General features: G+C 56.3%; 21 protein-coding genes. 7 read left to right on the top strand and 14 right to left on the bottom strand.

Going from position 1 to position 21879, the window contains the following annotated elements; translation table 11 throughout:
• Positions 1–12 precede the first annotated feature (12 nt).
• On the bottom strand, positions 13–2805 hold the full coding sequence (polA, locus tag ACFQDM_RS06030) for a DNA polymerase I (protein ID WP_377376799.1): 2793 nt from the start codon (positions 2803–2805) through the stop codon (positions 13–15).
• Between the two features lie 154 nt (positions 2806–2959).
• Between polA and ACFQDM_RS06025 the strand changes: the two genes are divergently transcribed.
• Complete coding sequence (locus tag ACFQDM_RS06025; protein ID WP_377376796.1) at positions 2960–3388, top strand: hypothetical protein; 429 nt, start codon at positions 2960–2962, stop codon at positions 3386–3388.
• Between the two features lie 3 nt (positions 3389–3391).
• Here ACFQDM_RS06025 and ACFQDM_RS06020 read toward each other — a convergent pair whose 3' ends face one another.
• Positions 3392–4855 (bottom strand): SLC13 family permease, encoded by a 1464-nt coding sequence (locus tag ACFQDM_RS06020; protein WP_377376793.1) that lies wholly within the window; start codon positions 4853–4855, stop codon positions 3392–3394.
• Positions 4856–4863: 8 nt separating this feature from the next.
• A complete protein-coding gene (locus ACFQDM_RS06015) occupies positions 4864–5067 on the bottom strand; it encodes a zinc-finger domain-containing protein (RefSeq protein WP_377376791.1) in 204 nt (67 codons plus the stop codon).
• A gap of 104 nt (positions 5068–5171) precedes the next feature.
• Here ACFQDM_RS06015 and ACFQDM_RS06010 point away from each other — a divergent pair, with 104 nt between their 5' ends.
• Positions 5172–6107, top strand: a complete 936-nt coding sequence (locus ACFQDM_RS06010; protein ID WP_377377115.1) for an ABC transporter ATP-binding protein — start codon at positions 5172–5174, stop codon at positions 6105–6107.
• A 112-nt stretch (positions 6108–6219) separates the two neighbouring features.
• On the opposite strand, the gene rpsU is transcribed toward ACFQDM_RS06010, so the two are convergent.
• A complete protein-coding gene (gene rpsU / locus ACFQDM_RS06005; RefSeq protein ID WP_377377112.1) occupies positions 6220–6453 on the bottom strand; it encodes a 30S ribosomal protein S21 in 234 nt (77 codons plus the stop codon).
• Between the two features lie 98 nt (positions 6454–6551).
• On the opposite strand from rpsU, the gene ACFQDM_RS06000 reads away from it, so the two are divergent.
• The 3 genes from ACFQDM_RS06000 to ACFQDM_RS05990 all read left to right on the top strand — a co-directional run bounded on the left by ACFQDM_RS06000 (position 6552) and on the right by ACFQDM_RS05990 (position 9005).
• The gene (locus ACFQDM_RS06000; RefSeq protein ID WP_377376788.1) at positions 6552–7172 is read left to right on the top strand and encodes a COQ9 family protein; all 621 of its coding nucleotides are present in this window, start codon (positions 6552–6554) and stop codon (positions 7170–7172) included.
• 83 nt (positions 7173–7255) lie between these two features.
• Positions 7256–8404, top strand: a complete 1149-nt coding sequence (locus ACFQDM_RS05995; protein ID WP_377376785.1) for a DUF2157 domain-containing protein — start codon at positions 7256–7258, stop codon at positions 8402–8404.
• Position 8405: 1 nt separating this feature from the next.
• Entirely contained in the window at positions 8406–9005 is a 600-nt protein-coding gene (locus ACFQDM_RS05990; RefSeq protein WP_377376783.1) for a GDYXXLXY domain-containing protein, read from the top strand.
• Between the two features lie 38 nt (positions 9006–9043).
• Here the strand turns inward: ACFQDM_RS05990 and ACFQDM_RS05985 are convergent, their stop codons facing one another.
• From ACFQDM_RS05985 to ACFQDM_RS05945, 9 genes are all read right to left on the bottom strand, one after another.
• Positions 9044–10408 (bottom strand): DUF3500 domain-containing protein, encoded by a 1365-nt coding sequence (locus tag ACFQDM_RS05985; protein ID WP_377376780.1) that lies wholly within the window; start codon positions 10406–10408, stop codon positions 9044–9046.
• A 213-nt stretch (positions 10409–10621) separates the two neighbouring features.
• A complete protein-coding gene (locus tag ACFQDM_RS05980) occupies positions 10622–11044 on the bottom strand; it encodes a hypothetical protein (RefSeq protein ID WP_377376778.1) in 423 nt (140 codons plus the stop codon).
• A gap of 300 nt (positions 11045–11344) precedes the next feature.
• Positions 11345–12931: a bifunctional phosphoribosylaminoimidazolecarboxamide formyltransferase/IMP cyclohydrolase gene (purH, locus tag ACFQDM_RS05975; RefSeq protein ID WP_377376775.1), complete on the bottom strand. Its 1587-nt coding sequence runs from the start codon at positions 12929–12931 to the stop codon at positions 11345–11347.
• Between the two features lie 168 nt (positions 12932–13099).
• Complete coding sequence (locus tag ACFQDM_RS05970; protein ID WP_377376772.1) at positions 13100–13591, bottom strand: hypothetical protein; 492 nt, start codon at positions 13589–13591, stop codon at positions 13100–13102.
• Between the two features lie 115 nt (positions 13592–13706).
• Positions 13707–14540: a heparinase II/III domain-containing protein gene (locus ACFQDM_RS05965; RefSeq protein WP_377377111.1), complete on the bottom strand. Its 834-nt coding sequence runs from the start codon at positions 14538–14540 to the stop codon at positions 13707–13709.
• A gap of 858 nt (positions 14541–15398) precedes the next feature.
• Positions 15399–16061: a ribulose-phosphate 3-epimerase gene (gene rpe, locus ACFQDM_RS05960; RefSeq protein ID WP_377376770.1), complete on the bottom strand. Its 663-nt coding sequence runs from the start codon at positions 16059–16061 to the stop codon at positions 15399–15401.
• A gap of 73 nt (positions 16062–16134) precedes the next feature.
• On the bottom strand, positions 16135–16623 hold the full coding sequence (locus ACFQDM_RS05955) for an outer membrane lipoprotein (RefSeq protein WP_377376767.1): 489 nt from the start codon (positions 16621–16623) through the stop codon (positions 16135–16137).
• A 111-nt stretch (positions 16624–16734) separates the two neighbouring features.
• Entirely contained in the window at positions 16735–18024 is a 1290-nt protein-coding gene (locus ACFQDM_RS05950) for an RsmB/NOP family class I SAM-dependent RNA methyltransferase (RefSeq protein ID WP_377376764.1), read from the bottom strand.
• A 27-nt stretch (positions 18025–18051) separates the two neighbouring features.
• Positions 18052–18855, bottom strand: coding sequence for a M48 family metalloprotease (locus tag ACFQDM_RS05945; protein WP_377376761.1), 804 nt, complete (start codon positions 18853–18855; stop codon positions 18052–18054).
• Between the two features lie 146 nt (positions 18856–19001).
• On the opposite strand from ACFQDM_RS05945, the gene ACFQDM_RS05940 reads away from it, so the two are divergent.
• Positions 19002–19208, top strand: coding sequence for a DUF1674 domain-containing protein (locus tag ACFQDM_RS05940; RefSeq protein WP_377376760.1), 207 nt, complete (start codon positions 19002–19004; stop codon positions 19206–19208).
• 88 nt (positions 19209–19296) lie between these two features.
• Complete coding sequence (locus ACFQDM_RS05935) at positions 19297–20130, top strand: hypothetical protein (protein WP_377376757.1); 834 nt, start codon at positions 19297–19299, stop codon at positions 20128–20130.
• Here ACFQDM_RS05935 and ACFQDM_RS05930 read toward each other — a convergent pair.
• Positions 20127–21848 carry a hypothetical protein gene (locus tag ACFQDM_RS05930; RefSeq protein ID WP_377376754.1) on the bottom strand — a complete coding sequence of 574 codons (1722 nt, stop codon included), beginning with the start codon at positions 21846–21848 and terminating at the stop codon, positions 20127–20129. The genes ACFQDM_RS05935 and ACFQDM_RS05930 overlap by 4 nt on opposite strands.
• Positions 21849–21879 lie beyond the last annotated feature (31 nt).

The raw sequence follows: 21879 nt of genomic DNA, 5'->3' as shown, positions 1-21879 counted from the left end.
AAGCTAGGTTTTTTAGTGCGCGTCAGCCCAGTTATCTGCAGCTCGTGCGTCAACGACGAGCGGGACAGAAAGTTGCAAGGCAGGTTCGGTCGCTTTCTCCATAACACGGCGAACTGTCGAAATCAGGGTGTCAGCTTCGGCTTCCGGGCATTCGAAGATCAATTCGTCATGCACCTGCAGCAGCATGCGTCCCTTAAGCCCGGCCTCTTCGAGTGCGCCCGGCATGTTGATCATTGCGCGCTTGATGATGTCAGCGGCAGACCCCTGGATCGGAGCATTGATCGCCTGGCGTTCGGCGAAACTGCGTTGCGCTGCATTCTTCGCCTTGATGCCTTGCACCCAGCATTTGCGGCCGTAGATCGTCTGAACGAAAGCGTGCTCTTTCGCAAACTCCTTGGTGTCGTCCATGTATTTGCGGATGCCCGGGAATTTCTCGAAATACGCTTTGATATAGTCGCGTGCTTCACCTTGTGGAATGCCGAGCTGATTGGACAGTCCGTATGCGGATATTCCATAAATAATGCCGAAATTGATCGCCTTAGCCTGGCGGCGCACCATCGGGTCCATGCCTTCGATTGGCATGCCGAACATTTCGCTTGCCGTCATCGCGTGAATGTCGAGTCCGTCACGGAATGCGTTCTTGAGGGCATCAATGTCGGCGATATGTGCGAGCAGGCGCAGCTCGATCTGGGAATAGTCTGCAGAGACGAGCACATTGCCGGGTTCGGCAATAAAGGCGTTTCGGATTTTGCGGCCTTCTTCCGTGCGGATCGGAATATTCTGCAGGTTCGGGTCGGTTGAGGACAAGCGCCCGGTTTGTGCTGCGGATAGAGAATAGGACGTGTGAACGCGGCCCGTCTTCTTGTTGATCGCCTCCTGAAGCGCATCTGCATAGGTGCTTTTCAGCTTGGAGAGCGTACGCCAGTTGATGATCGTGCGTGGCAGGTCGTGCCCCGCGGCAGCGAGCTCTTCCAATGCGCTGGCATCGGTCGACCAGGCCCCCGTCTTGGTTTTCTTCCCGCCAGGCAGGCCCATGTCACCAAAGAGAATTTCGCCGAGCTGTTTCGGGCTGCCGAGATTGAAGTCCTTGCCAGCGAGTTCGTGCGCTTCAGCCTCATAACCAGCCATGCGCTGAGAGAAGTCAGACGACATGCGTGAGAGGGCGTCGCGATCAACTTTTACGCCTTCCAGCTCCATTCTGGAGATGACGGCGGGAAGGGCGCGTTCGATGCGCTCATAAACGCGGGTGACTTTCTGTTTGGCCAGCAATGGCTTGAACAGCTTCCACAGGCGCAGCGTGACATCCGCATCTTCGGCCGCATAGCGCGTTGCCTTGTCCAGTTCGACACGGTCAAAGCTGATCTGACTTTTGCCAGTGCCGCACACTTCCTTGAACGCAATGGGCGTATGGCTGAGGAAGCGTTCTGACAATTCGTCCATGCCATGCCCATGCATTCCTGCGTGCAGGCAGAAGGACAATAGCATGGTGTCATCATAAGGCGCGACGGTTATGCCATAGCGCGAAAAGACAGCCAGATCATATTTGAAATTCTGGCCGATCTTCAGGATTTCTGCGTCTTCCAGCACAGGCTTCAGGGCTGTGATGACTTTATCGAGCCCTAATTGTTCGGGCTTTTCATCATTTGAGAGGTTCAGCTCACCTTCAGACACGGAAACATGCCCGACCGGGATGTAGCAGGCCTCATTTACATTGGTTGAGAGCGAAATGCCGACCAGATTTGAAGATACCGCATCGAGTGCATCGGTTTCTGTATCGACCGCGACATAACCGGTTTTTCGGATGCGCGAAATCCATTCAGCAAGCTGCGCTTCTGTTGTGACCGTTTCATACTGATCATGGTCGACACCTTCCGACTCGACCGGATCAGGCAGGTCGCCTTCGGCTTCAAAGGTTTCGCGGACGCGCCGCGTGATGGTGCGAAACTCCATGCCTTCGAGAAACTCGATCAGCGTTGCGGGGTCGGGGTCGCGCACTTTCAGTGTTTCAAGCGGCGCTTCGATCGGCACGTCGCATTTCAGTGTGACGAGATCGCGGGAAACCCGGATCTGATCGGCATGGTCGATCAGCGTCTGGCGTCGTTTGGGCTGTTTGATCTCCTCGGCGCGTTCCAGAAGGCTCAGCACATCGCCATATTCATTGATCAGCGTCGCCGCTGTCTTCACGCCGATGCCCGGCGCGCCCGGAACGTTATCCACGCTGTCACCCGCGAGCGACTGGACATCAATCACCTTGTCCGGACCAACGCCGAATTTGGCTTCGACCTCCTCAAAGGAGAGCCGTTTGTTTTTCATCGTATCAAGCAGGGTGATCTTGTCGGAAACAAGCTGCATCAGATCCTTGTCAGAGGAGACGATGGTGACGCGTGCGCCTTTTTCCTCGGCCTGACGGGCATAGGTTGCGATCAGATCGTCCGCTTCATAGCCTTCCATTTCCAGAGCTGGCGTTCCAAAGGCAATTGCAGCCTGACGGATCAGCGGAAATTGCGGAACCAGATCTTCGGGCGGCGGCGGCCGTTGCGCTTTGTAATCAGGGTAGAGATCGTTCCGGAAGGTGTAGCTGCCCTTGTCGAAGATGCAGGCGAAGTGCGTCGGACGATCATCGCCCTTTAGCTCTTCGAGCAGCTTCCACAGCATGTTGCAAAAACCCTGAACCGCGCCGACCGGCAGGCCATCTGAAGGACGTGTCAGCGGTGGCAGCGCATGAAAGGCGCGAAAGATATAGCCGCTGGCATCGATCAGGTAGAGATGGCTGTCTTCGGTAATCGGGGCGGTGTCTTGGGTCATGGGCGTGATTCCTGTGATCAGGAGAGAGACTTAACGGCTATCGCTCTGGCGTCCAGAGGGGAAACGACGGCGTATGCAAAGCCGCCTCACACGGGTAAGTGGTCAGGTTCGGTCTCTCATGGTATAAACGTGTTTCTTCTGGGGGGAGGATCGCATGTCCACAACACGTAAAACACCTTGGCATATCTGGGTTGTCGGTATTCTGACGCTGCTCTGGAACAGCTTTGGCGCCTTTGATTATGTGATGACGCAGACTCAGAACGAGGCTTATATGTCGGCCTTTTCTGAGGAGCAGCTTGCCTATTTCTACGCCATGCCGACCTGGTATGTGATCAGCTGGAGCGTCGCAATCTGGACGGCTGTTCTGGGCTCTTTGCTCATTCTGTTTCGCAGCAAATTTGCCGTGCCGGTGCTGGCGCTATCTCTACTCGGCTTCATCGCCGGAGCGGTCTATTCGATTTTTCTCTATCCGATGCCCGGCGCGAGCATGGGCAACTATATTTTCAGTGGTGTGATTTTCACCATTCTGCTGATGCAGTTCCTCTATTCGCTCGTCATGGCGAAATCAGGTGTTCTGAAATAGTGATCAGAGTACCATGGGTGCGAGATATGTGCCGATCAGAGTGATGATCACGACCGCGCCCAGATTGATCCAGAAGCCTGCCTGAATCATGTCTTTCATATAGATGTGTTTGGACCCGTAGACGATGGCATTTGGCGCAGTCGCAACCGGCAGCATAAAGGCGCAGGACGCAGCCACAGCCGCCGGGCCAAGGAAGGCTTCTGGCGGTGCGCCAACTCCAATGGCAAACGCGCCGAGCACGGGCGCAAGCGTTGTCATCGTGGCGACATTACTGGTCACTTCTGTCAGATAAACGACCAGCGCTACGACGACCAGAATGATGACAATGGTTGGCGCGCCTTGAAGGCCAGCCAGCATGCCGCCCAGCCATTCCGACAGGCCCGTGCTTTTGACCGCATTGCCAAGCGAAATGCCGCCGCCAAACAGGAGAAGCACGCCCCATGGGAGCTTCTCGGCTTCATCCCATGTGAGCAGTGCGCGTTTTTCCTCGCCGCCGGACGGAACAAGAAACATCAGCACCGCGCCAAAGGCGGCAATGCCCATATCATTCATGTAAGTGACCCAGCCAAGCCCTGGTATCCCGGCCAGATTGTTCTGGATCGGCAGGCGAAACACCCAGAGAAAGGCAATCAGGCCAAATACCATGGCAACGCGCGCTTCAGGCGTTGAAATACGCCCGAGGGCATTGAGGTGATCCTTGATCTCGGCTTGCGCGCCGCCCTCACCATTGCCGCGTTGATCGCTGTAATGCAGCGGCAGGCCGCGGGTCAGCACGAACCAGGCCAGGGGCACCAGAAGCAGGGCTGCCGGCACGCCGAAAAACATCCATTGCAAAAAGCCAATGTCTTCGCCTGTGTTCACGCGCAGCCAGTCAATGGCAATCAGGTTTGTGGGGGTGCCAATCGGCGTCATCGCGCCGCCAATACTGGCCGAATAGGCGATGCCCAACAGGAGCGCCTTTTCGAAACGACCGGAGCGTTCACCTGTCTCTGTGGCGACCGAAATGGCGATTGGGACCATCATGATGGTGGTCGCCGTATTGGAAATCCAGGCAGAAATAACGGCTGTGGCGATCATGAAGCCGGCAATGATGAGCCGCATATGGTCGCCTGCGCGCACAACGATGTTCAGAGCGATCCGCGAATGGAGGTTCCAGCGCTCAACGCCCATTGCCACGACGAAGCCGCCGAGCAGAAGGAGCACGGTCGGGCTGGCATAGCCGACTGCTGCTTCGCGGGTTGTGCCCGCGCCGATGAGGGGAATGAAGACAAGGGGGAGAAGGGAGGTGGCCGGAATGGGAATGGCTTCGGTGCCCCACCAAACGGCCATCAGAACCAGAAGCGCAGCCACGCGCCATGCTTCATCGGACAGCCCGTCAGGCGTGCCGATGAAAATAAGTGCCAGCGCGAGCACCGGACCAAGAACCAGTCCGATGGCGCGCGACGAAATCTTTTTTTCCTCCCCCATATAACCCCTTAGCTCTGACGGCTTGGGTCGTGCTCGCTGTCTTTGAGAACGAATACGCGGTCACAGTATTTGCAGGAAATGTAGTCGTCATCTCCCATTTCATACCAGACCATCGGGTGCCCAAGCGCGCCGCCGCCGCCATCACAGGCGACCTTATGGTCGGTCACGACAAGGATTTCTGGTGCGGTTTCGAATTCAATCTCGGTTGACATAGAACAACCCCGGTCTTTCATGTTTGCGGAATGGCACAATGCACACTAGGTATGTGCAGCGCCCTCCCTGCGTCAATCTCGAAAGCATTGCCATGTCCGGTGTGATGAACAAGCCAAAATTCGCCATTGAAGCCAAACAGCTGGAAAAAACATACAAAGCGTCGGGAAAACTGCCTGCAAAACAGGCGCTAAAAGGGATTGATCTGCAAATTCCTGCCGGATCCATCTTTGGCCTGCTCGGCCCGAACGGCGCCGGGAAATCCACATTCATCAATATTCTTTCCGGTCTTGTGACCAAAACAGGCGGTTCGGCCAGCATCTGGGGCATGGACATTGACGCGCGCCCGCGTGAGGCGCGCTCTGCCATTGGTGTGGTGCCGCAAGAGATCAATATGGACCCGTTCTTCACGCCGATGGAGGCGATGGAGTTGCAGGCGGGCTTTTACGGCGTACCGAAAAGTCAGCGTCGCACCGAACAGATCCTGGATGCCGTCGGCCTGCTCGATAAGAAAGACGCCTATGTGCGTCAGTTGTCTGGCGGCATGAAGCGCCGCCTGATGGTCGCCAAGGCGATGGTGCATGCGCCGCCGGTTGTCATTCTGGATGAGCCAACCGCGGGCGTGGATGTGGAATTGCGCCGTTCTCTCTGGGAATATGTCGGCGAACTCAACAAGGCGGGGACGACAATTATCCTGACGACGCACTATCTCGAGGAAGCTGAAGAGCTTTGTGATGAGATTGCCATCATCAATCATGGCGAGGTGATCGCGTCAGAGCCGACACCGCAGCTGCTCAAGCGTCTCGATCATCGCTCACTGATCATTTATCCGAAAGACCCGCTGCAGGTCGTTCCACCGGCACTTTCCGGTGTGGATGCCAGTATCCGTCCTGATGGCGCGCTCGCCATCACCTTCCGCTCATCCGAGACAGGTATTGGCCGTCTCATCGAGACCGTACGTGAAGCCAATATCTCAATTGAGGATCTGGAAACCGAAGACCCGGATCTGGAAGATGTCTTTGTGGAAATGACGAAAGCCTGAGCTTTCCTCTAAAGAAAAAGGCGCCGATCAGGCGCCTTTCTTGATTCAGCCAACACAAAAACCCCTCGCGCGCCTGGCGGAGGGGCTTTTTAGAAACTGAATTCTCGCGGGTTTAGCGGCCGACGAGACCTTCGCGCTGAGCACGCTTGCGTGCCAGTTTACGGGCGCGGCGAACTGCTTCTGCGCGCTCGCGAGCTTTTTTCTCGGAAGGCTTTTCGAAATGGTTGCGACGCTTCATCTCACGGAAGAGACCTTCGCGTTGCATTTTTTTCTTCAGAGCTTTCAGGGCTTGGTCGACATTATTGTCGCGCACAACGATCTGTACGATGGGACTCTCTCCATTCAGTTTCTGTTGGCGGCCTTTAACGGCCTGGCCTGTCTTTAAGTACCTTTTTGGGGCACTATCTAAATCCGAAGCCGCGCTCATATCACAAGGGAACGCAGATGCCTACACCTGAAGATGCTCCAACTGCCGCACTTGTTCAAAAAATTCTGCCCGAAATGCTAAAAATTGCGGGTGAAGAGGGGTGGAATGCCATGACTCTTCAAAAGGCCGCGCAACTCGCAGATGTTCAGGCCGACGACGTCTCACAAGCCTTGCCGAGTGGAATCGACAGTCTCGTGCCCCTCTATTTCAGAGAGATAGATGAACGGCTCAGGGACAAACTGTCCAACACAGATATGGGAAGCCTGCGCATCCGGGACAAGGTTACGCTGGGGGTTGAGACCTGGTTCGAGCTTCTGGGTGAGCATCATGGTGCCTCTGTCAAAGCCATAGACTGGTGCAGTGCGCGCCTGTTTGGTCGGTTGCCGACGACGGAGCTCATATGGGGGACCGCTGATACGATCTGGACCGGTATTGGAGATGAGGACACAGGCTTCACCTATATGAGCAAGCGCACGACTCTCTCTGCCGTGTTGACGTCGACACTCGCAGTCTGGCGGCAAAGCGCCAATGATGATGCTGAGTGGAAGGCATTTCTGTCCCGTCGGATCGACGACGTCATGTCCTTTGAGAAGTTCAAGGCAAAGCTGAAAGCACCGAAGTTTCCGTTCTTCGCCTGATCTGCACGTTGAGATGGATTTCGCGTCTGCCCTAAATCGGTCACATATTGTGAGTATTTGCTCACAATATGAGGGAGGTGCATATGAAAAGCTCCGCTTACAGGAAACGTGTCGAGCAACAGCTCGATGACTGGATCAGCGCAGGTCTGGTCGAAAGTCAGAACCGTTCGGCCATACTTGCGACGCTGCCAGAGGCGAATACCACGACTGGCCGTGTCTGGCTTGCCATGGCCGCCACCCTGCTGGCGGGACTCTCTGTTATTGCGTTGATCGCCGATAACTGGGAGGCCATGGCACGCGGATTAAAGCTCTTGCTGCTTTCCGGTCTTTTCATCTCTGCAGGTTTGGGGGCGGCCGTCACCTATGCCCGTCACCAAATGATTTCCAATGGTCTTAGCCTTCTGGCGGCGCTGATCTTTTCGGCTAGCATTGCCCTGGTTGGACAGGCCTACAATCTGCCGGGCGAACCAACCGGCGCTTTGCTTATGTCGGGATTTGCTGCTGCCTTGATCGGTCTTGCCGGTCGGTCATCAGCGTCCAGTTTTGCGGCGTTGATCTTTGCTGGGCTCTGGATTGTGAACGGGCTCGATGGTGAGAATTTTGGATGGATGGTGCCTGGCTTCTGGGGAATCCATCTGATTGTCGGACTTGCAGCCTTCAATATGTATCGCTTGCAATCGGCTGTCATCTGGCATGGCGTTTTGCTTTCGAGCATCGCCCTGTCGCTATTTCACCTGTTGGAGCTCTCCAGTCTGCTGACCGGGCATGGTCCTGGTTTCATGGAGCCTCTGGGCGGAGCGAGCGACGATTATCGCGTGCTCGGACTGATCGCCCTGGGGCTTTTCTCAGCGCTCTGGTGTGCGCTCTGCGTTGGTGCAATCGTGCGAACCGAGCAGGTCAGTTGGGGCGCGCGAACATTAGCCGGTTATGGCTGTTGGGCGGCGCTGCTCGGCGTTGCGCTCCTCGGGCTCCCCATGTCGCCTGAGGGCGATGTCCTGCATCGGTTCATCTGGCTTGGTGCATCATTCTTTTTGCTCTGGCTCGGAGCCAAAAATCAGCTGGGTTGGGTCAGCGCAGGTGCGATTGTGTCTCTGTTTTCGGCCATCAGCGTCATCTTTATTGATCTGGGTATGGAGCTGGCGCTCGCCGGGGGCATTCTTGGGCTGACGTCAGTGGCCACGCTGGTGGTGGTTGTGGTGATGAAGATGTCAGACCGCGGCAAGGAGGCCTGAGATGTCGAAACGAATTTTTTCTCCCCTTTATGCGCTTCCGGCACTCTGCGGATTGTTGCTTTTGGGATTGCTGATCGCTGTCGGGCTGCATATGCATGCGCTGTCATCCGGAAAGGAGATCGCCGTCCCGGCAGCTGGTTACGACCCAAGAGCGATCCTGCTTGGCAATTATGTTCGGCTTCGTCCGAACCCTGGCGGGGAGATCACCCGGAAAGCAGCTGAACAGATCAGGTCTGATTTCAATCTCGATGCAGACCGGACTTATGTGACAGTCGATGGCTGGATCGTGATGGCGCGTGAGGGCGATATCTGGGACATTGAGACCATCCTGCCAGAAAAGCCAGAGCTTAGCTCAGAGCCGGACCGGGTTGCCATCAAAGGTGTGCTTAGTCTGCGTGCCGCAGCCTCTGGCAGGTATACAGCGCAGTCCAGTCTGAACATTGACCGTTTCTATGCCAATCAACATGATGCGCTGGCAATTGAGCAAGCCATTGCAGACCGCAAGGATGTCCGCGTGCTGCTTGCGGTTTCCAGGGATGGTCAGGCGCGGATGAAGGGTATTTCGGTCGACGGCGAAAGACGCCTGATCAGCTGGTGGTAGCCATAAAAAAGGCGGGCCCAGAGGCCCGCCTTGTCTGTCTATTCGTCTGAAAGATCGAAATTACCACCATAATCGAGCGCACGGTCACGCCAGATGGTGTGATAGTGCGCGTCGCTGGTTGCTTCACCATCGACAACGGCCAATTCGATCCAGACCTGCGGGCCGTCAATGCGGACATAGCCGCCTTCTTCGGTCAGCTCCTCATCAGTGGACCAGGCGATATAGGTTTCATCCAGTGCCTCTTCGGTTGTGTAGACCGCTGTCAGCTCCATATCGGTCTGATCATTCGAGAACGCGGCAATAGCGTCTGCAACGAGTTCACGTTGCGCTGCCGACAGTTCGCCAACCGAAACGCCTTCTTTTGGGTCCGGGTAGGGATAGTCATCGCGCGGCCCACCCAGAATATCGTCAAACGTCTCGCCGAGATTAGCCGTGTTGAGCTGGTCGGCGGTCAGGCTGGCCAGCATGTCGGTGAGCGCCGTATGGCGGCTCTCCATTGGCGCGAAATCAACATCCTCGAGTGTGAAGGTAAGCGGCTCCGACGCAACGAAGTGCGGCGTCATGCTGACATAATCACCATCGACGCTGATCAGTGCAGAATAATGGTGGCCAGTGAAAGCCAGAATCCATGGCTCGCTCGTCGACGGTGTGCCGAGGAAAGAGAAATAATAGAGGTCTGAGCCATAGCCGTTCAGCGTTTCGGACAGGAAGTCATCAGCGGCAAAAATTCCGATCAGCGTGTCGCTACCGGCCTCTGACAGCGCTTCCTGAATCAGGAGGAGGGCATCGTCGGCCTGGTCTTCCGTCATGGCGGCGAAGCTCATGCCAACGCGGGCGTAAGCGCCGGCGCGCAGGTCAGACCAGACCTGAACGGCATTGGTTTCGCTTAGCTCGAGCAGCGTGTTGCTGCGCTGCGTTGTGGACAGGCCAGACAGAAAATTACTGCTGAGACAAGTGAGGCGGTCACCTGTTGTTGTCTGATTGGAACAATCTGTGTCGTAGAAGCCGGATGTTGGCGTTGCCAGAAGCACGGTCTCCGGACCTTCACCGGCAGTGTTCGACGCGACGAGCGTACAGGAATATTCCATCTCGTTTGTCATGCCACTGAGCGTGACCGGGCTGACGCCGCTATAACGAGAGACCGTGTCGAGTTCCTCGTCCTGAGGTTCGCATGTCACGGTGTAGCGATAGGCCGGGCCACCCGTGGCAGGTTCATCGAAGCTGAAGATAAGACGTGCGTCTTCTTCGCTGACGACGATGTTCTGAGGCACGCCAGGAAGTTCGAGCTCTGCCGGGCCGCCATCTCCATCGGAAGAACCGCTGCAGGCTGCCAGGCCCACAGATGAAACCGTCGCGATCAAAAGCTGGCGATCACGTAACCAGCCTCCCAAAGAACTCAACATCAGCACTTCCCATCCTTATCGCCACGAACGGCATCTGTTTGCAGATCACGCGCCAGCGACCACCCATCTGACGCGCCAAAAATTTGAACTCATCAGAGGCATACCAGCAAAAAGCAGCAAGAGGCCAGCCTCATTGACTGAAGGAAATGTAATCTTGAGCAGAAGCAGGTTGATGCTTCAGAACAGGCTGAAGCGTCTGGCGCAGGCGGACTGTCAGCGCGATAGCTTTACGATTGCCGTGTTGAGTTTTCTGGCATTGGCAGAAGTCTGAACGCGCCACATGCGGAACCAGCCTTCGACAATGTCGTCCCGGCTGGACATGCGCCAAGAACCTTCAATGGACTGGCCGTCATCGTCAATCTTGCCAAAATAGCTGACGGTTTCAGGATGGGCGCCGCAGCTTGGATCGTAGCGTTTGTATAAAATCACCTGTCGACCGATCACCTGACCGGCAATCTCAGCAGATAACTCCTCGAACTGAGGCGGTGCGAATGTATTGGGTTCGAGCGTCGTTCCAACGAGTGCCTCTGCCTGTGAATTGATCCAGGCCGAAAACGGGACGTTGAGGTCGTCGAAGTCATAACGATAAACGCCGCCCCACAGGCCGCAAATCGGGGGAAGTTCGGTCTTGCTCATGTGATACCTGTCCCCTCTCTGCGATCCGGTTAGCCTTAGAACGCAGAACCGTGACAAAAGTTTTCCGAAAGCAGAAAAAATTTGTGCCTACTCAAATGTTTAATGTCGAATATTGGCGCGCCGTCCCAATGCGCACTGAGGGGCATCAATCATGTCAGGGGGAGTTGGAACAGTCGGATTGGCAAACTGGTCGACCAGCGACCAGTGAGCCGCGCGGCGAATACTTCAAGGTAGCCGATCTGAATGCTTCGGCCAGCACCCTTGCATCGGGTGCTGGCCAGTCTTGTTTCGGATGTCGGCTTAGTGACGGAAGTGGCGCATGCCGGTGAAGACCATTGCCAGGCCAGCTTCATCAGCTGCGTCGATGACGTCCTGGTCCTTGATCGAGCCGCCCGGCTGGATCACGCAAGTGGCGCCTGCTTCTGCTGTTTGCAGCAGACCGTCCGGGAATGGGAAGAAGGCGTCAGAGGCGGCCACACAGCCTTTTGTACGCGGCACGGACCAGCCAGCGATTTCCGCGGCATCTTCAGCTTTACGCGTCGCGATGCGCGCTGAGTCCAATCGGTTCATCTGACCTGCGCCAACGCCCGCTGTAGAGCCGTCTTTTGCGTAGACGATTGTGTTGGATTTAACGTGTTTTGCGACACGCCATGCAAAGAACAGATCCGCCCATTCCGCTTCGGTCGGCTGTTTCTTCGTAACGACTTTCATGTCTTCGCGCGCCACAAAGCCGCGGTCCTGATCCTGAACCAGCAGGCCGCCAGCGACCGCTTTCATGAAGACGCCTGGCGCACGTGGGTCTGCCAGACCGTCCGTCAATAGAAGGCGAAGGTTTTTCTTCTTTTTGAAGATTTCACGGGCTTCGTCGTCTGCGCCTGGTGCAATGACGACCTCTGTAAAGATCTCAGTGATTTTCGAAGCGGTCTCGCCGGTCAGAGGGCGGTTCAGGGCAACAATGCCACCGAAGGCAGACGTGCGGTCGCAGTCATAAGCCTTGAGATACGCATCCAGCGGAGTGTCACCAAGCGCAACACCGCAAGGGTTGGCGTGTTTGATGATGGCAACAGCTGCTTTGTCATCTGCAGGGAACTCTGACACGAGTTCAAAGGCTGCGTCCGTGTCATTGATATTGTTGTAAGAGAGTGCCTTGCCCTGGATCAGTTCAGCCGTTGCAACGCCGGTACGGATCTCAGGTGTCTTGTAGAAGGCGGCAGACTGGTGCGGGTTTTCGCCATAGCGCATGACAGAGAGGCGCTTGCCACCAAAGGCGCGCCATTCCGGGCTTTCTTCGCCCAGCTGTTCAAAATACCAGTTAGAGATCGCCGCATCATAAGCGCCAGTGCGTGCATAGGTCTTCGCGCAGAGCTTCTTGCGGGTCGCCAGCGTTGTTGCACCATTATTGGCTTCCATGTCCGCGATGACCGCGTCGACGTCGTCGCCATCTGTGCAGACAGAAACGAAAGCATAGTTTTTCGCTGCTGCGCGCAGCATAGCCGGGCCGCCAATGTCGATATTCTCGATGCATGTGTGGAAGTCAGCGCCTTTGGCGACGGTTTCTTCGAACGGATAGAGGTTCACATAAAGCAGATCGATGGCTTCAATGCCGTGCTCTTTGGCCTGTGCGACATGGGTATCATTGTCACGAAGGTGCAGGAGCCCGCCATGAACGACCGGGTGCAGCGTCTTTACGCGGCCGTCCATCATTTCAGGAAAGTTCGTGACTTCGGAGACGTCTTTGACCGGAATGCCCGCATCTGCGATCGCCTTTTTCGTGCCGCCAGTAGACAGAAGCTCCACACCCAGCTCGCTGAGCTTTTTCGCGCGGTCGATCAGACCGGTTTTGTCGGAAACAGAAATCAGTGCGCGCTTGATGGGAAGATTGGTCATGGCGAGGAAGGCTTTCGTCTGGCGGGAAGGTTTGGCCGCTGCTTAAGCGCTTTTCCGCCAGATTTCCAGTGCAGACGCGCGTGTCTGTCAAAAGAGTTCTACGACTGATCGAGAGGCGACTTACACGTCGTGGCGGGTCGGCTGACATACTTACGGCTGGATTGACGACTATTTGTCTTTCGCGCGCATCTTGCTGTCTTCTGTGGTTTGCATTTCGGAGCTATCTGATGTTTCCAGAGGACCGCTGGAAACGGAGATATTGCTGTTGTTCGTGTCAACTCGTGCGCTCTGGTCTGAGAAAACGGGGGCAGACGTTTCTCCAGGCGTTTTGAAACGGCTCTGATCGTTGAACTCAATTGTGCCGCCCTCGACTTTGATCCGGCTCTCTTTTGTTGGTGTGAGCGTCGATTGATCCGGACGGGTCAGTGACGTTTCCGTCTCGGATAGCGCTGGACCTTTGTCAGTCTTTACCAGCTTGCTTTCATGGCTGGTGATCACACGTGATGTGCCTGGCTTCATGTTGGAAGTTTCAGGCGTGACCAGTTCAGACTGGTCTTTTGCCTTGAATTTGGACGTATCCTGCGCCGAAGCCATTCCACCTGAAGCCGCGATCAGTGCGGCTGCCAGAACAAAAGTCCATGTAGAACGAAATATTTTCATCAGGCCATCTCCATCAGGCCATCTCCTTACAGGAGGAGTGTAATCGCGATTTTAGCGTGTTCAAAACGCATTTGGCAGTTTGAGAGAAGGACCGGTCACTCCATGATCAACGCGATCAATCCGCTTTGACGAGCGCCCATTTGATCAGGTTCGATCCTGACTTGCCGTCACCATTCGGGTCAGCGTCTGCACTGAGCACGAGTTGCCAGCTGTTTTCGACATTGCCACGTGCCAGATAGACCGTGCGCTCTATGGCCTTCGGCTCATGGGTTGTTTTGAAGAGCCAGACCTGACCGCTCGGCAGGACGAGTTGCAATTTGTCTTCGTCCGGCTCGATCTTCACATCGGGATGAAGGTGAAAGCGTACATCGAATGCGATGGGATCTGTTTGTTCTGAAAGGCCGGCAGACACGGGCCTGAACAGACTGTCTTCCCCGGTTAGCCGGTGTCCATCCTGGTCCATGAAGACGCGGCGACGATAGATCAGTCCGTAACTGTCTTTCCAGCCAGCATGCTGGGCGTCCAGCAGCACTTCTTCCTGTTCTTCCATGCGCCGAGCGGAAACGCCGGTTGGCCCCATGGGCACTTCCACGCCATAGGGGCGGTAGGGAATGAATTCAGATGCGTTGGCTCCGGCCAGCACCAGCGTGCTGTGGCCATCGGTGCGGCGCGTCGCCGATCGCCACACCGGATCAATATCCGGGTGAGAGCCGCATCCTGTGATGATGCGTTCACGGCCAGACTCAAACTCGAAACTCAGGCATCCGGCATGCGCTTCCAGCGCGTGATCCGGAGCTGGCGCATGACCGGCGTCCAGCATCAGGCGGCTGTCTCCGGCTTCCAGCTTGTGAATGGCAGACTTGGTGGCGAAGGCGAACGTGCGGCTCGCGGCATAGGGTTGAAGCGCGTTGTAAAGATCGGCCCGATTGCCTTCACTGCCCCCATTCATGACCGGCAGTCCGCCATCACCGGTTTGCAGAAAGCGCAGCATGCCCGCAATCCGTGGCACCAGCCGTGAGATAAAGGGCAGGGACGGTCGCCCCGTGCGCAGATAGAGCTCGTCAATCGTCTGGATATCCAAAAGAAGCTCAAGCAAGGCTTCTGGATTGCGGCTGACATGGCCGCCATCCGCCAGCACATGGTCATTCAGCATGAATTCCAGCATGCCCTCGAGCATGGGCAGCTTTTTGGGGGCCTCATCCAGCGCGAAGGCCATCAGGATCTGCGTCATCACAGCGCGAAGCTTGACGGCAGGTTCTTTGTATTCGTCAGCAGAATGGGTGATGTGCCGGGCCTGTCTGACCAGACATTGGAGGACATCACTATCTGGCGCCAGATTGTCGAACAGGATCGGCCCGCAGCAGAGCCAGTTCCAGATCCGGTCGACCGTGACAGGCAGACGCCAGACAAAGCCATTCCATTTGCCGAATTCGTCCACCCACTCCTCAACCAGCTGACGGGCGCGGCGATTGCCTTCCGGGCCAAGCTCGGTCAGATGCTTCAGCCAGTGAAAACGGTGCAGCCGGTCAGCATAGTGTCGGGACGGGACTGCGCGGTCCCAGGGGGCGTAGTCCTCTGGCAGGGAGAAATCCTCCCGGCCGAGATTCCACACGCCGCGCAACATCGCTTCGCCTGATGCTGCATTCCCTGTGCGCAGATTTTTGGGATACATGGCCAGCTTGTCAGGCGTCGGGCCTGCAAGCTTTAGCCGATAGACAGCTGTCGCACGCGCATCATCGCCCAGCCGGCCGCGAAACGTTTGCCAGTTTTCCAGATCTCGTTCTGCGGCTTCATCACTGTGCAAGCGTTATGTCCCGGGCCTCAGAGCTGCGATATTGTGAGCATATTGGTCCGGGCCGCCTTTGAAAACCGCTGAACCGGCAACAAGTGCGCTCGCGCCCGCAGAAATCACAGCCTGGGAATTGTCCGGTTTTACCCCGCCATCCACTTCGAGGATGATATCGCGGCCTGTTGCATCGATTTTCTTACGCAGAGCTTCGATCTTGCGGAGCTGGCTGTCGATGAAGCTTTGACCGCCAAAGCCAGGATTGACGGACATGACGAGGATCATGTCGATGTCATCCATTACATAATCCAGCACCTCTACAGGGGTTGCTGGGTTCATCGCGACGCCCGGCTTCATGCCATGCGAGCGAATGGATTGCAGCGTGCGGTGCAGGTGCGGTCCCGCTTCCGGATGCACGGTGAGAATATCGGCTCCGGCCTCAGCAAAATCGGCAATGAAAGCATCGACCGGTGCGATCATCAGGTGGACGTCGAAAGTCTTTTTCGAATGTGGACGCAACGCCTTCACAATCGGCGCGCCAATGGTGATGTTCGGCACAAAATGGCCGTCCATGACGTCAACATGGATCATGTCAGCGCCAGCTTCATCGATGGCGCGAACCTCTTCACCGAGTTTGGCGAAGTCAGCTGACAGAATCGACGGGGAAATAAGTACGTTGCTCATGCCCCGCTAAATATCAGTGCGCGTCCTATGCGACAAGGCAAAGGACGCGCTGATTGTCCGATAAATCGGGAAATTAGTAAGCCGGTGTTACGCGGACGCGATCCGAACCAAAGCTTACAAATACGCGGCGACCTGGCTCGATATAGACGTCAGCGCCCTGAACGATCTCTTTCAGCTGTCCATTGCCGAAATCGATTGTGTAAGCATAGCCAGGACGTGTGTTGCCAGCTTTGCTGACTTCGTTACCGATAACGCCACCGGCAACAGCACCTGCGACACCGCCTGCTGTGCGCGCTGTATCACCACCGCCGAGCTGTGAACCGGCAAGGCCACCAAGCACAGCGCCAACGCCAGCGCCGAGATAGTTCTGGTCAGGTTTGATCTGAACCTGGCGAACGGCAACAACTGTACCTTCGCGAACGGTTGCAGCTTCGCCGACACCCGCGCCGTAAACTTCGCCTGCGCCATAAGAGGATGCGCATCCAGATACAGCAATCAGAAGACCTGCCGCTGCAGCTGTGCCGAAGGCTTTAAAGTGAAATCGATTTGAAATAGCCATCATCAGCTCCGTCAGATTGAATAAACAGATTTTCCGTTTTTCAATATGAATACAGTATGAACCGTAAGCGGCGCTTTCATGACGTCGCTTCGATATTTTTCAAATATATGATGCTTAGCCGGATTTTTTAACGAGTCGGGCCATGAAAAATGCGTCGCAGCCGCCGTTATGTGTCTCCCAGGGCGGAAGCGTGAGAACATCGCCATGCTCGGTGATGCTCTTTTTAAAGCCGGGGACTTCATCAGCTGCTACCGGCTTGCGTTGCCAGTCAGGGTTTTCGGCCAGGAATTTGCTGACGATATCCAGGCTCTCCCGTCCAAGAGGCGTACAGACACAATAGACCAGCTGGCCATTGTCCGCTGTCAGACTGGCAGCATGCTGGAGGAGGCGGAACTGGATATCCGGGAAGCGCGCCAGATCGTCAGGCGATTTGATCCATGGGCTTTCCGGGTGGCGGCGCAGCGTGCCAAGCGAGGAACACGGCGCATCGACAAGGACAGCGTCAAACGGCGTTTCGTTGGTCCATTTGGTAGCATCGGCCGCAATGCATTCGGCTTTCATTCGCGTGCGTTGCAAATTCTGCTCAACAAGGCGCAGGCGTTTAGCGGATCGGTCAATCGCGGTTACATCAAAGCCAAGCGCGGCCAATTGCAGGGTTTTCCCGCCGGGCGCTGCGCACATATCCAGCGCGCGTCCCTTTTCAGCGGTCGCGAGGAGTGCGACCGGCAGCGTCGCGGCGACGTCCTGTACCCACCAGGCGCCTTCGTCATAGCCCTGCATTTCTTCGACATTGCCGCCGGACAGGCGAATAGAGTGCGGGCCTAACGGTTCTCCGCCGAGCTCTTCTGCCCAGGTGTTGCGCTCTGCCTTTGCTGTAAGGTCGAGTGGCGGGGCTTCGAGCTGCGCCGTTGCGAGGCGTCCCGCGGTCTCTGCACCGATCTCGTCGATCAGCAATTGCTGAAACTTGCGCGGCCAGACGGAGATCGTGGGCATTTGCAGATCATCGAGGCTGTCAGGCCCAAGTTTGCGAAGGACGGCATTGATCAGGCCGCCCGCGCGGCGCGCGCCATCGAAATCCCGTGCGCAGTCGACCGTTTCCGAAACAGCAGCATGCAGGGGTGTTTTCAGACAGCAGATTTGTGCAGCCCCGACACAGAGGACGTGACGGACTTCACTGTCCAATTGTGGATAGGGGCGTCCCTTGACGTGCCGTGCCAGAACGGTGTGGATCTGGCCGAGCTGACGGATGGCTGCGGAGGCAATCGCGCGGGCAAAGCCGCGGTCTGATCCTTCCAGCGCATTGAAGCGCTCATCCTGGGAGAGCGCTTCGTCGAGAGTCTGACGGTGATCGAGCACGCGTATCAGAAGAGATACAGCGGCACTTCTGGTGTTCTGTGTGCTCAATGGACTTGTCCTGCGTGCTTGCGCAGATCAGGCTGCGCGTTCTTCAGGTTCAAGACGGTAGAGTTCTGCGAGACGGTGCGCAGTCTCTGATTTTTCGGGGCGGTCATAGCTTTCCTTCGCCAGAAACGGGTTCACAACCGCTACTTCAGCCAGGAACGGTAATTCTTCAAGAGCTGACCACTGAACAGCGCGGACGCCGCGTTCCAGTTTCTTCAAGGCAGAAGCCAGAATTTTCGGGTCCTGACAGAGTGCAGCGGAATAGGCATCCGCCCGGCATTCCGGCTTCATCAACACGCCTGCCAGAAGGGTGGAGCCGGGAAGAACACGGCGAAAGGCAGAAAAGACTGGTCGCAATCCTGTTTTGGTGACGAATTGAGACAGGGTCATACGCATGGCGTTCAACATGGCATCACCCGCGCGCAAATGCCCAAGCTCATGGCCAATCACGGCGGCGATTTCTGCACGCGTCAGCGTTTTCAGAAGACCATTGGAAATGACGATTTTGCTCGGTCCCTTGCGCGTGCCCATCGAGAAGGCAAGCGGCAAATGGGTTTCGACGATATGGATTTGCGTGTGCGAGAGGCCCGCCAGATCGCGCATCTGCTGCGCATCACCAAGGAACATGAGCTGGATCGGGTCGCGGGCGGTTTCTTCGGTCAGGCGCGGCGCCTGAAGCGTCTTCAGAACCATGCCGGTTGCAGATTTGTACCAGAGCAGTGTCGCGAGACAGAGTGTCAGTCCAACCATGACCCCGATGAGCGGAGCGCCGAATGCAAAGCCGCAAGCTGCAAACAAAGCAATCAGGAATACATTGACCAAAAGAAGCGGCACACCAACATCCTTCTTATCAAGGCGTTAAGCCGATTGATGAAACTGTTTAAATTTGGTCCGGTAACCGTTAACAAAGTCTGATGTGTGGGTGCGCAGACGAAAATTTTTGTGTAGAAGCGGGCGATTAGTTGTGAGGAATGCCGATCATGGACGAACGTGATCTCCCCGAGAATGCTGCGAAAGACAAAGAGATTCCGGCTGACGCTCTGCGCGCTCTGCAGGAAGCCGAGGAGCGTCGTAAGGCGCAGCTCGCCGAAGCCGACAGCATGCCGAAAGAGCTCAATGGCCCGCGTGGTCAGGAACCGACTCGCCATGGTGATTGGGAGCGCAAGGGCATCACCTACGATTTCTGATCTGTTTCGTTGCTGGACTCCGGTTTGGCCCGCGCATTGCAGATAAGCCCCTGAGAAGACCTTTTCGGGTCAACAGGGAGCTGAGGCTATGCCAAAATTGAACAATATCACGGCCGCTCTCATGGCTGTGACGACATTTATCTTTCCTGCCAGCGCTGGTCAGCCAGGCTATGGCTATCAATCTGGCACAGTTTACCAGCCGGCACCGGTGCAGGGTGAAATGACCCGCGGTCCGGTCAATCAGAATATTCAGGTCGCACGGCCGGATATGATTGATGGTGATGCGGTTGTCTGCCTCTGGCATGGTGAGGAAGTACCTTGCGAAGAGATCCCGGGTCTGCCGGATGCGCTGCGCGCGCAGGGGCTGAACGCGATTGCTGATCGCTTGCCGGTATCGACCTCTTACGGCGCTGGATCGTTTTACACGCAGGTTGGCTCGCCTTGCTGCGTTCAGGCCGCGCCAGTTGCTCCGCCTGCGCCAGCGCCTGTCACACGTACTTACCGCTATACAACGAACACGTATGTGCGTCCGATCCAATCCTGCTGCGCGCCGGTCAATCCGTGCGTTCAGGCGGTTCAGTACACACCATGCGCGGCGGCGCCGGCACCTGTATCCGTCCGTCTGACAGATGGAACGGTTTACGCACTCAATGGCGGCGTCGGCAAAGGGGTTTATGGTGAGTTCTATGGCGGTGGTGGCACCGTGATTGAAGGCGGCTCACGCTATTCTGGTGTTATGTCGTCTTACGCGTCTCGCTTCACCTTTGAGCGCAAATGGAAGAAAGGTGGCTGGAAGGGCGGCAAGCATCCGCACCCGAAACCACGTTATCCAAACCCGAAAACCCGCAATCCTCACCCAGGTAAGTCAGGCTGCGGTCCGGCTGGCTGCGGAAGCGGTGCCTATAAAGGCAAAGGCTATTAGGCGATACGACGGCTCTGCGTACTAGAGCGGATTTCACCCGAAGCTATCGCTGTTTGAGATAGATTTCTGAGTGTTGCCTTGAGTTCCGGATTGCCCTCCAGGGCCATCCGGGACTCATCTGTTTTCAGGATCTGCGTCGCGGCATTCGACGCCAGGCGCACGCACTGGCCCATTGGCAGGGCTTCACAGGCGAGTTTGAACAGGCCGAGCGCGGCATGTTCCGGCGTTCTCGCCTTTCGCGTCATGACTTTCATCAGATGGCATTGGCCCATCAGGCGGACACCCAGCTGGTCAATATCCTGCGCGCCATGCAGTCGGTCCTGCTCCGGCAGGTCTGAGGCCAAAAGCAAAGACTGTGTCGTTCTGAGCGCAGATAGAGTCACCAGCGGCTTTTTGGTACCAAGGACTGCCACTTCATACTGATTATGAGACACGTAACCGCGAAACAATGCGGTCATTTTGGCTCTGGAGTCGGCTCCGACCAGATATTTGGACAATTGAAGCAGGCGCCATGGACGGTCGAGAATATCGAACTCTGCGAGGTAGGTTTCGACGACATCTGTTGTCATCAGAAATTTCGAGCGGTTCGAAAATGCTTCATACATTTCGCCGCGGCGCTCACCATTCAGGATGAGAACGATCCGGTCACCGAACTTTTTCAGCGTTTCGAATTCTGCCAGCAGATCGTTTTCATACAATCGCTTGTTGGACGACAGCTCTTCGAAAACGCGGGTGATGATGCGATGCCGGGCGGTCGGAAGAACACCAATTGAGATCGCCTCGGCCAGAATCTGTGCGGATTCAAAACCGATCAGCGGGTCGTCATGCGGATTTTTCGGCGGACGCGGTTCCATCGTGGCGATCAGCCGGTTGAGCGTATCTGCCGGGGAGTCAGAATCGCCCAGCATGGATTCCACAGCACTCGGTGTGTCGAGCCATTCGGTGAAATAGTCCGACAGAATGCCGTTGCAGAAATGCTGGTCTTCTTTCGAGAGTGTCTCAACTTCACGCCATAGTGCCAGCAGGGCTGATAGCTTGCTCGGCCAGCTGGTTTCCTTCATCAGACGATGCGAGATCGCCGAAGAGAAGGCAGTGGTTGGATCTTTCTTCTTGCGGGCAATTGCGACGACTTCGGGGAGCGAGCGCTCAAAGGTCAGATGCTCGCCATTCTTTTTGTCCTTGAAGGCGATATTGATGGCCTGATGCACCATTTCATGGAGCTGGCGTGCCACGGCATGCAGTTCATTGCTGCCGCCAGCGCGGGCGATGGCAACGCGTTGGATGGCCTGGGTCACTTCCGTCCCACTGGCCTCAAGCCGTTCGAGCAGGTCGGTACGATAGACAAGTTCTCCGGGAAGCACGCGAAATTTCTGGAGGAAGTTCGGAAGCACTTCCTGGTATGTTTTGCGGGCAGGCGCCGAAAACAGGTCTTTCGGGGACACGCAGGATGACGTGCTGCGCATATTGAAGTCACCCTTGCCGCGATTGCGGGGTTCTTCGCAATTGCCGACAGACGTGACGGTAATAGACTGATATTGTCCGGTCTTTGGATTTCGCTCTTCCTTGGTGACACGAACGCCACCATTCGGAAACTCCTTCAGCAGCGTTCGCGCCTTGTCGACCGCCTGTTGTCGACTTGGGTAGGCATCTGCCAAAACCCATGAAGCCCTTGGCGTTCTGCGCAGAAAAAGCTCGAAATGTGTTTCCCGGACGGCCATTCAGGTCCCTTTTTTTGAGAATGACCTTAGT

Origin of the sequence: Ponticaulis profundi (assembly GCF_042659465.1) — a bacterium.
In the GTDB taxonomy this organism is placed as follows: Bacteria; Pseudomonadota; Alphaproteobacteria; order Caulobacterales; family Hyphomonadaceae; genus Ponticaulis; species Ponticaulis profundi.
This window is presented reverse-complemented; position numbering and strand designations above follow the sequence as displayed.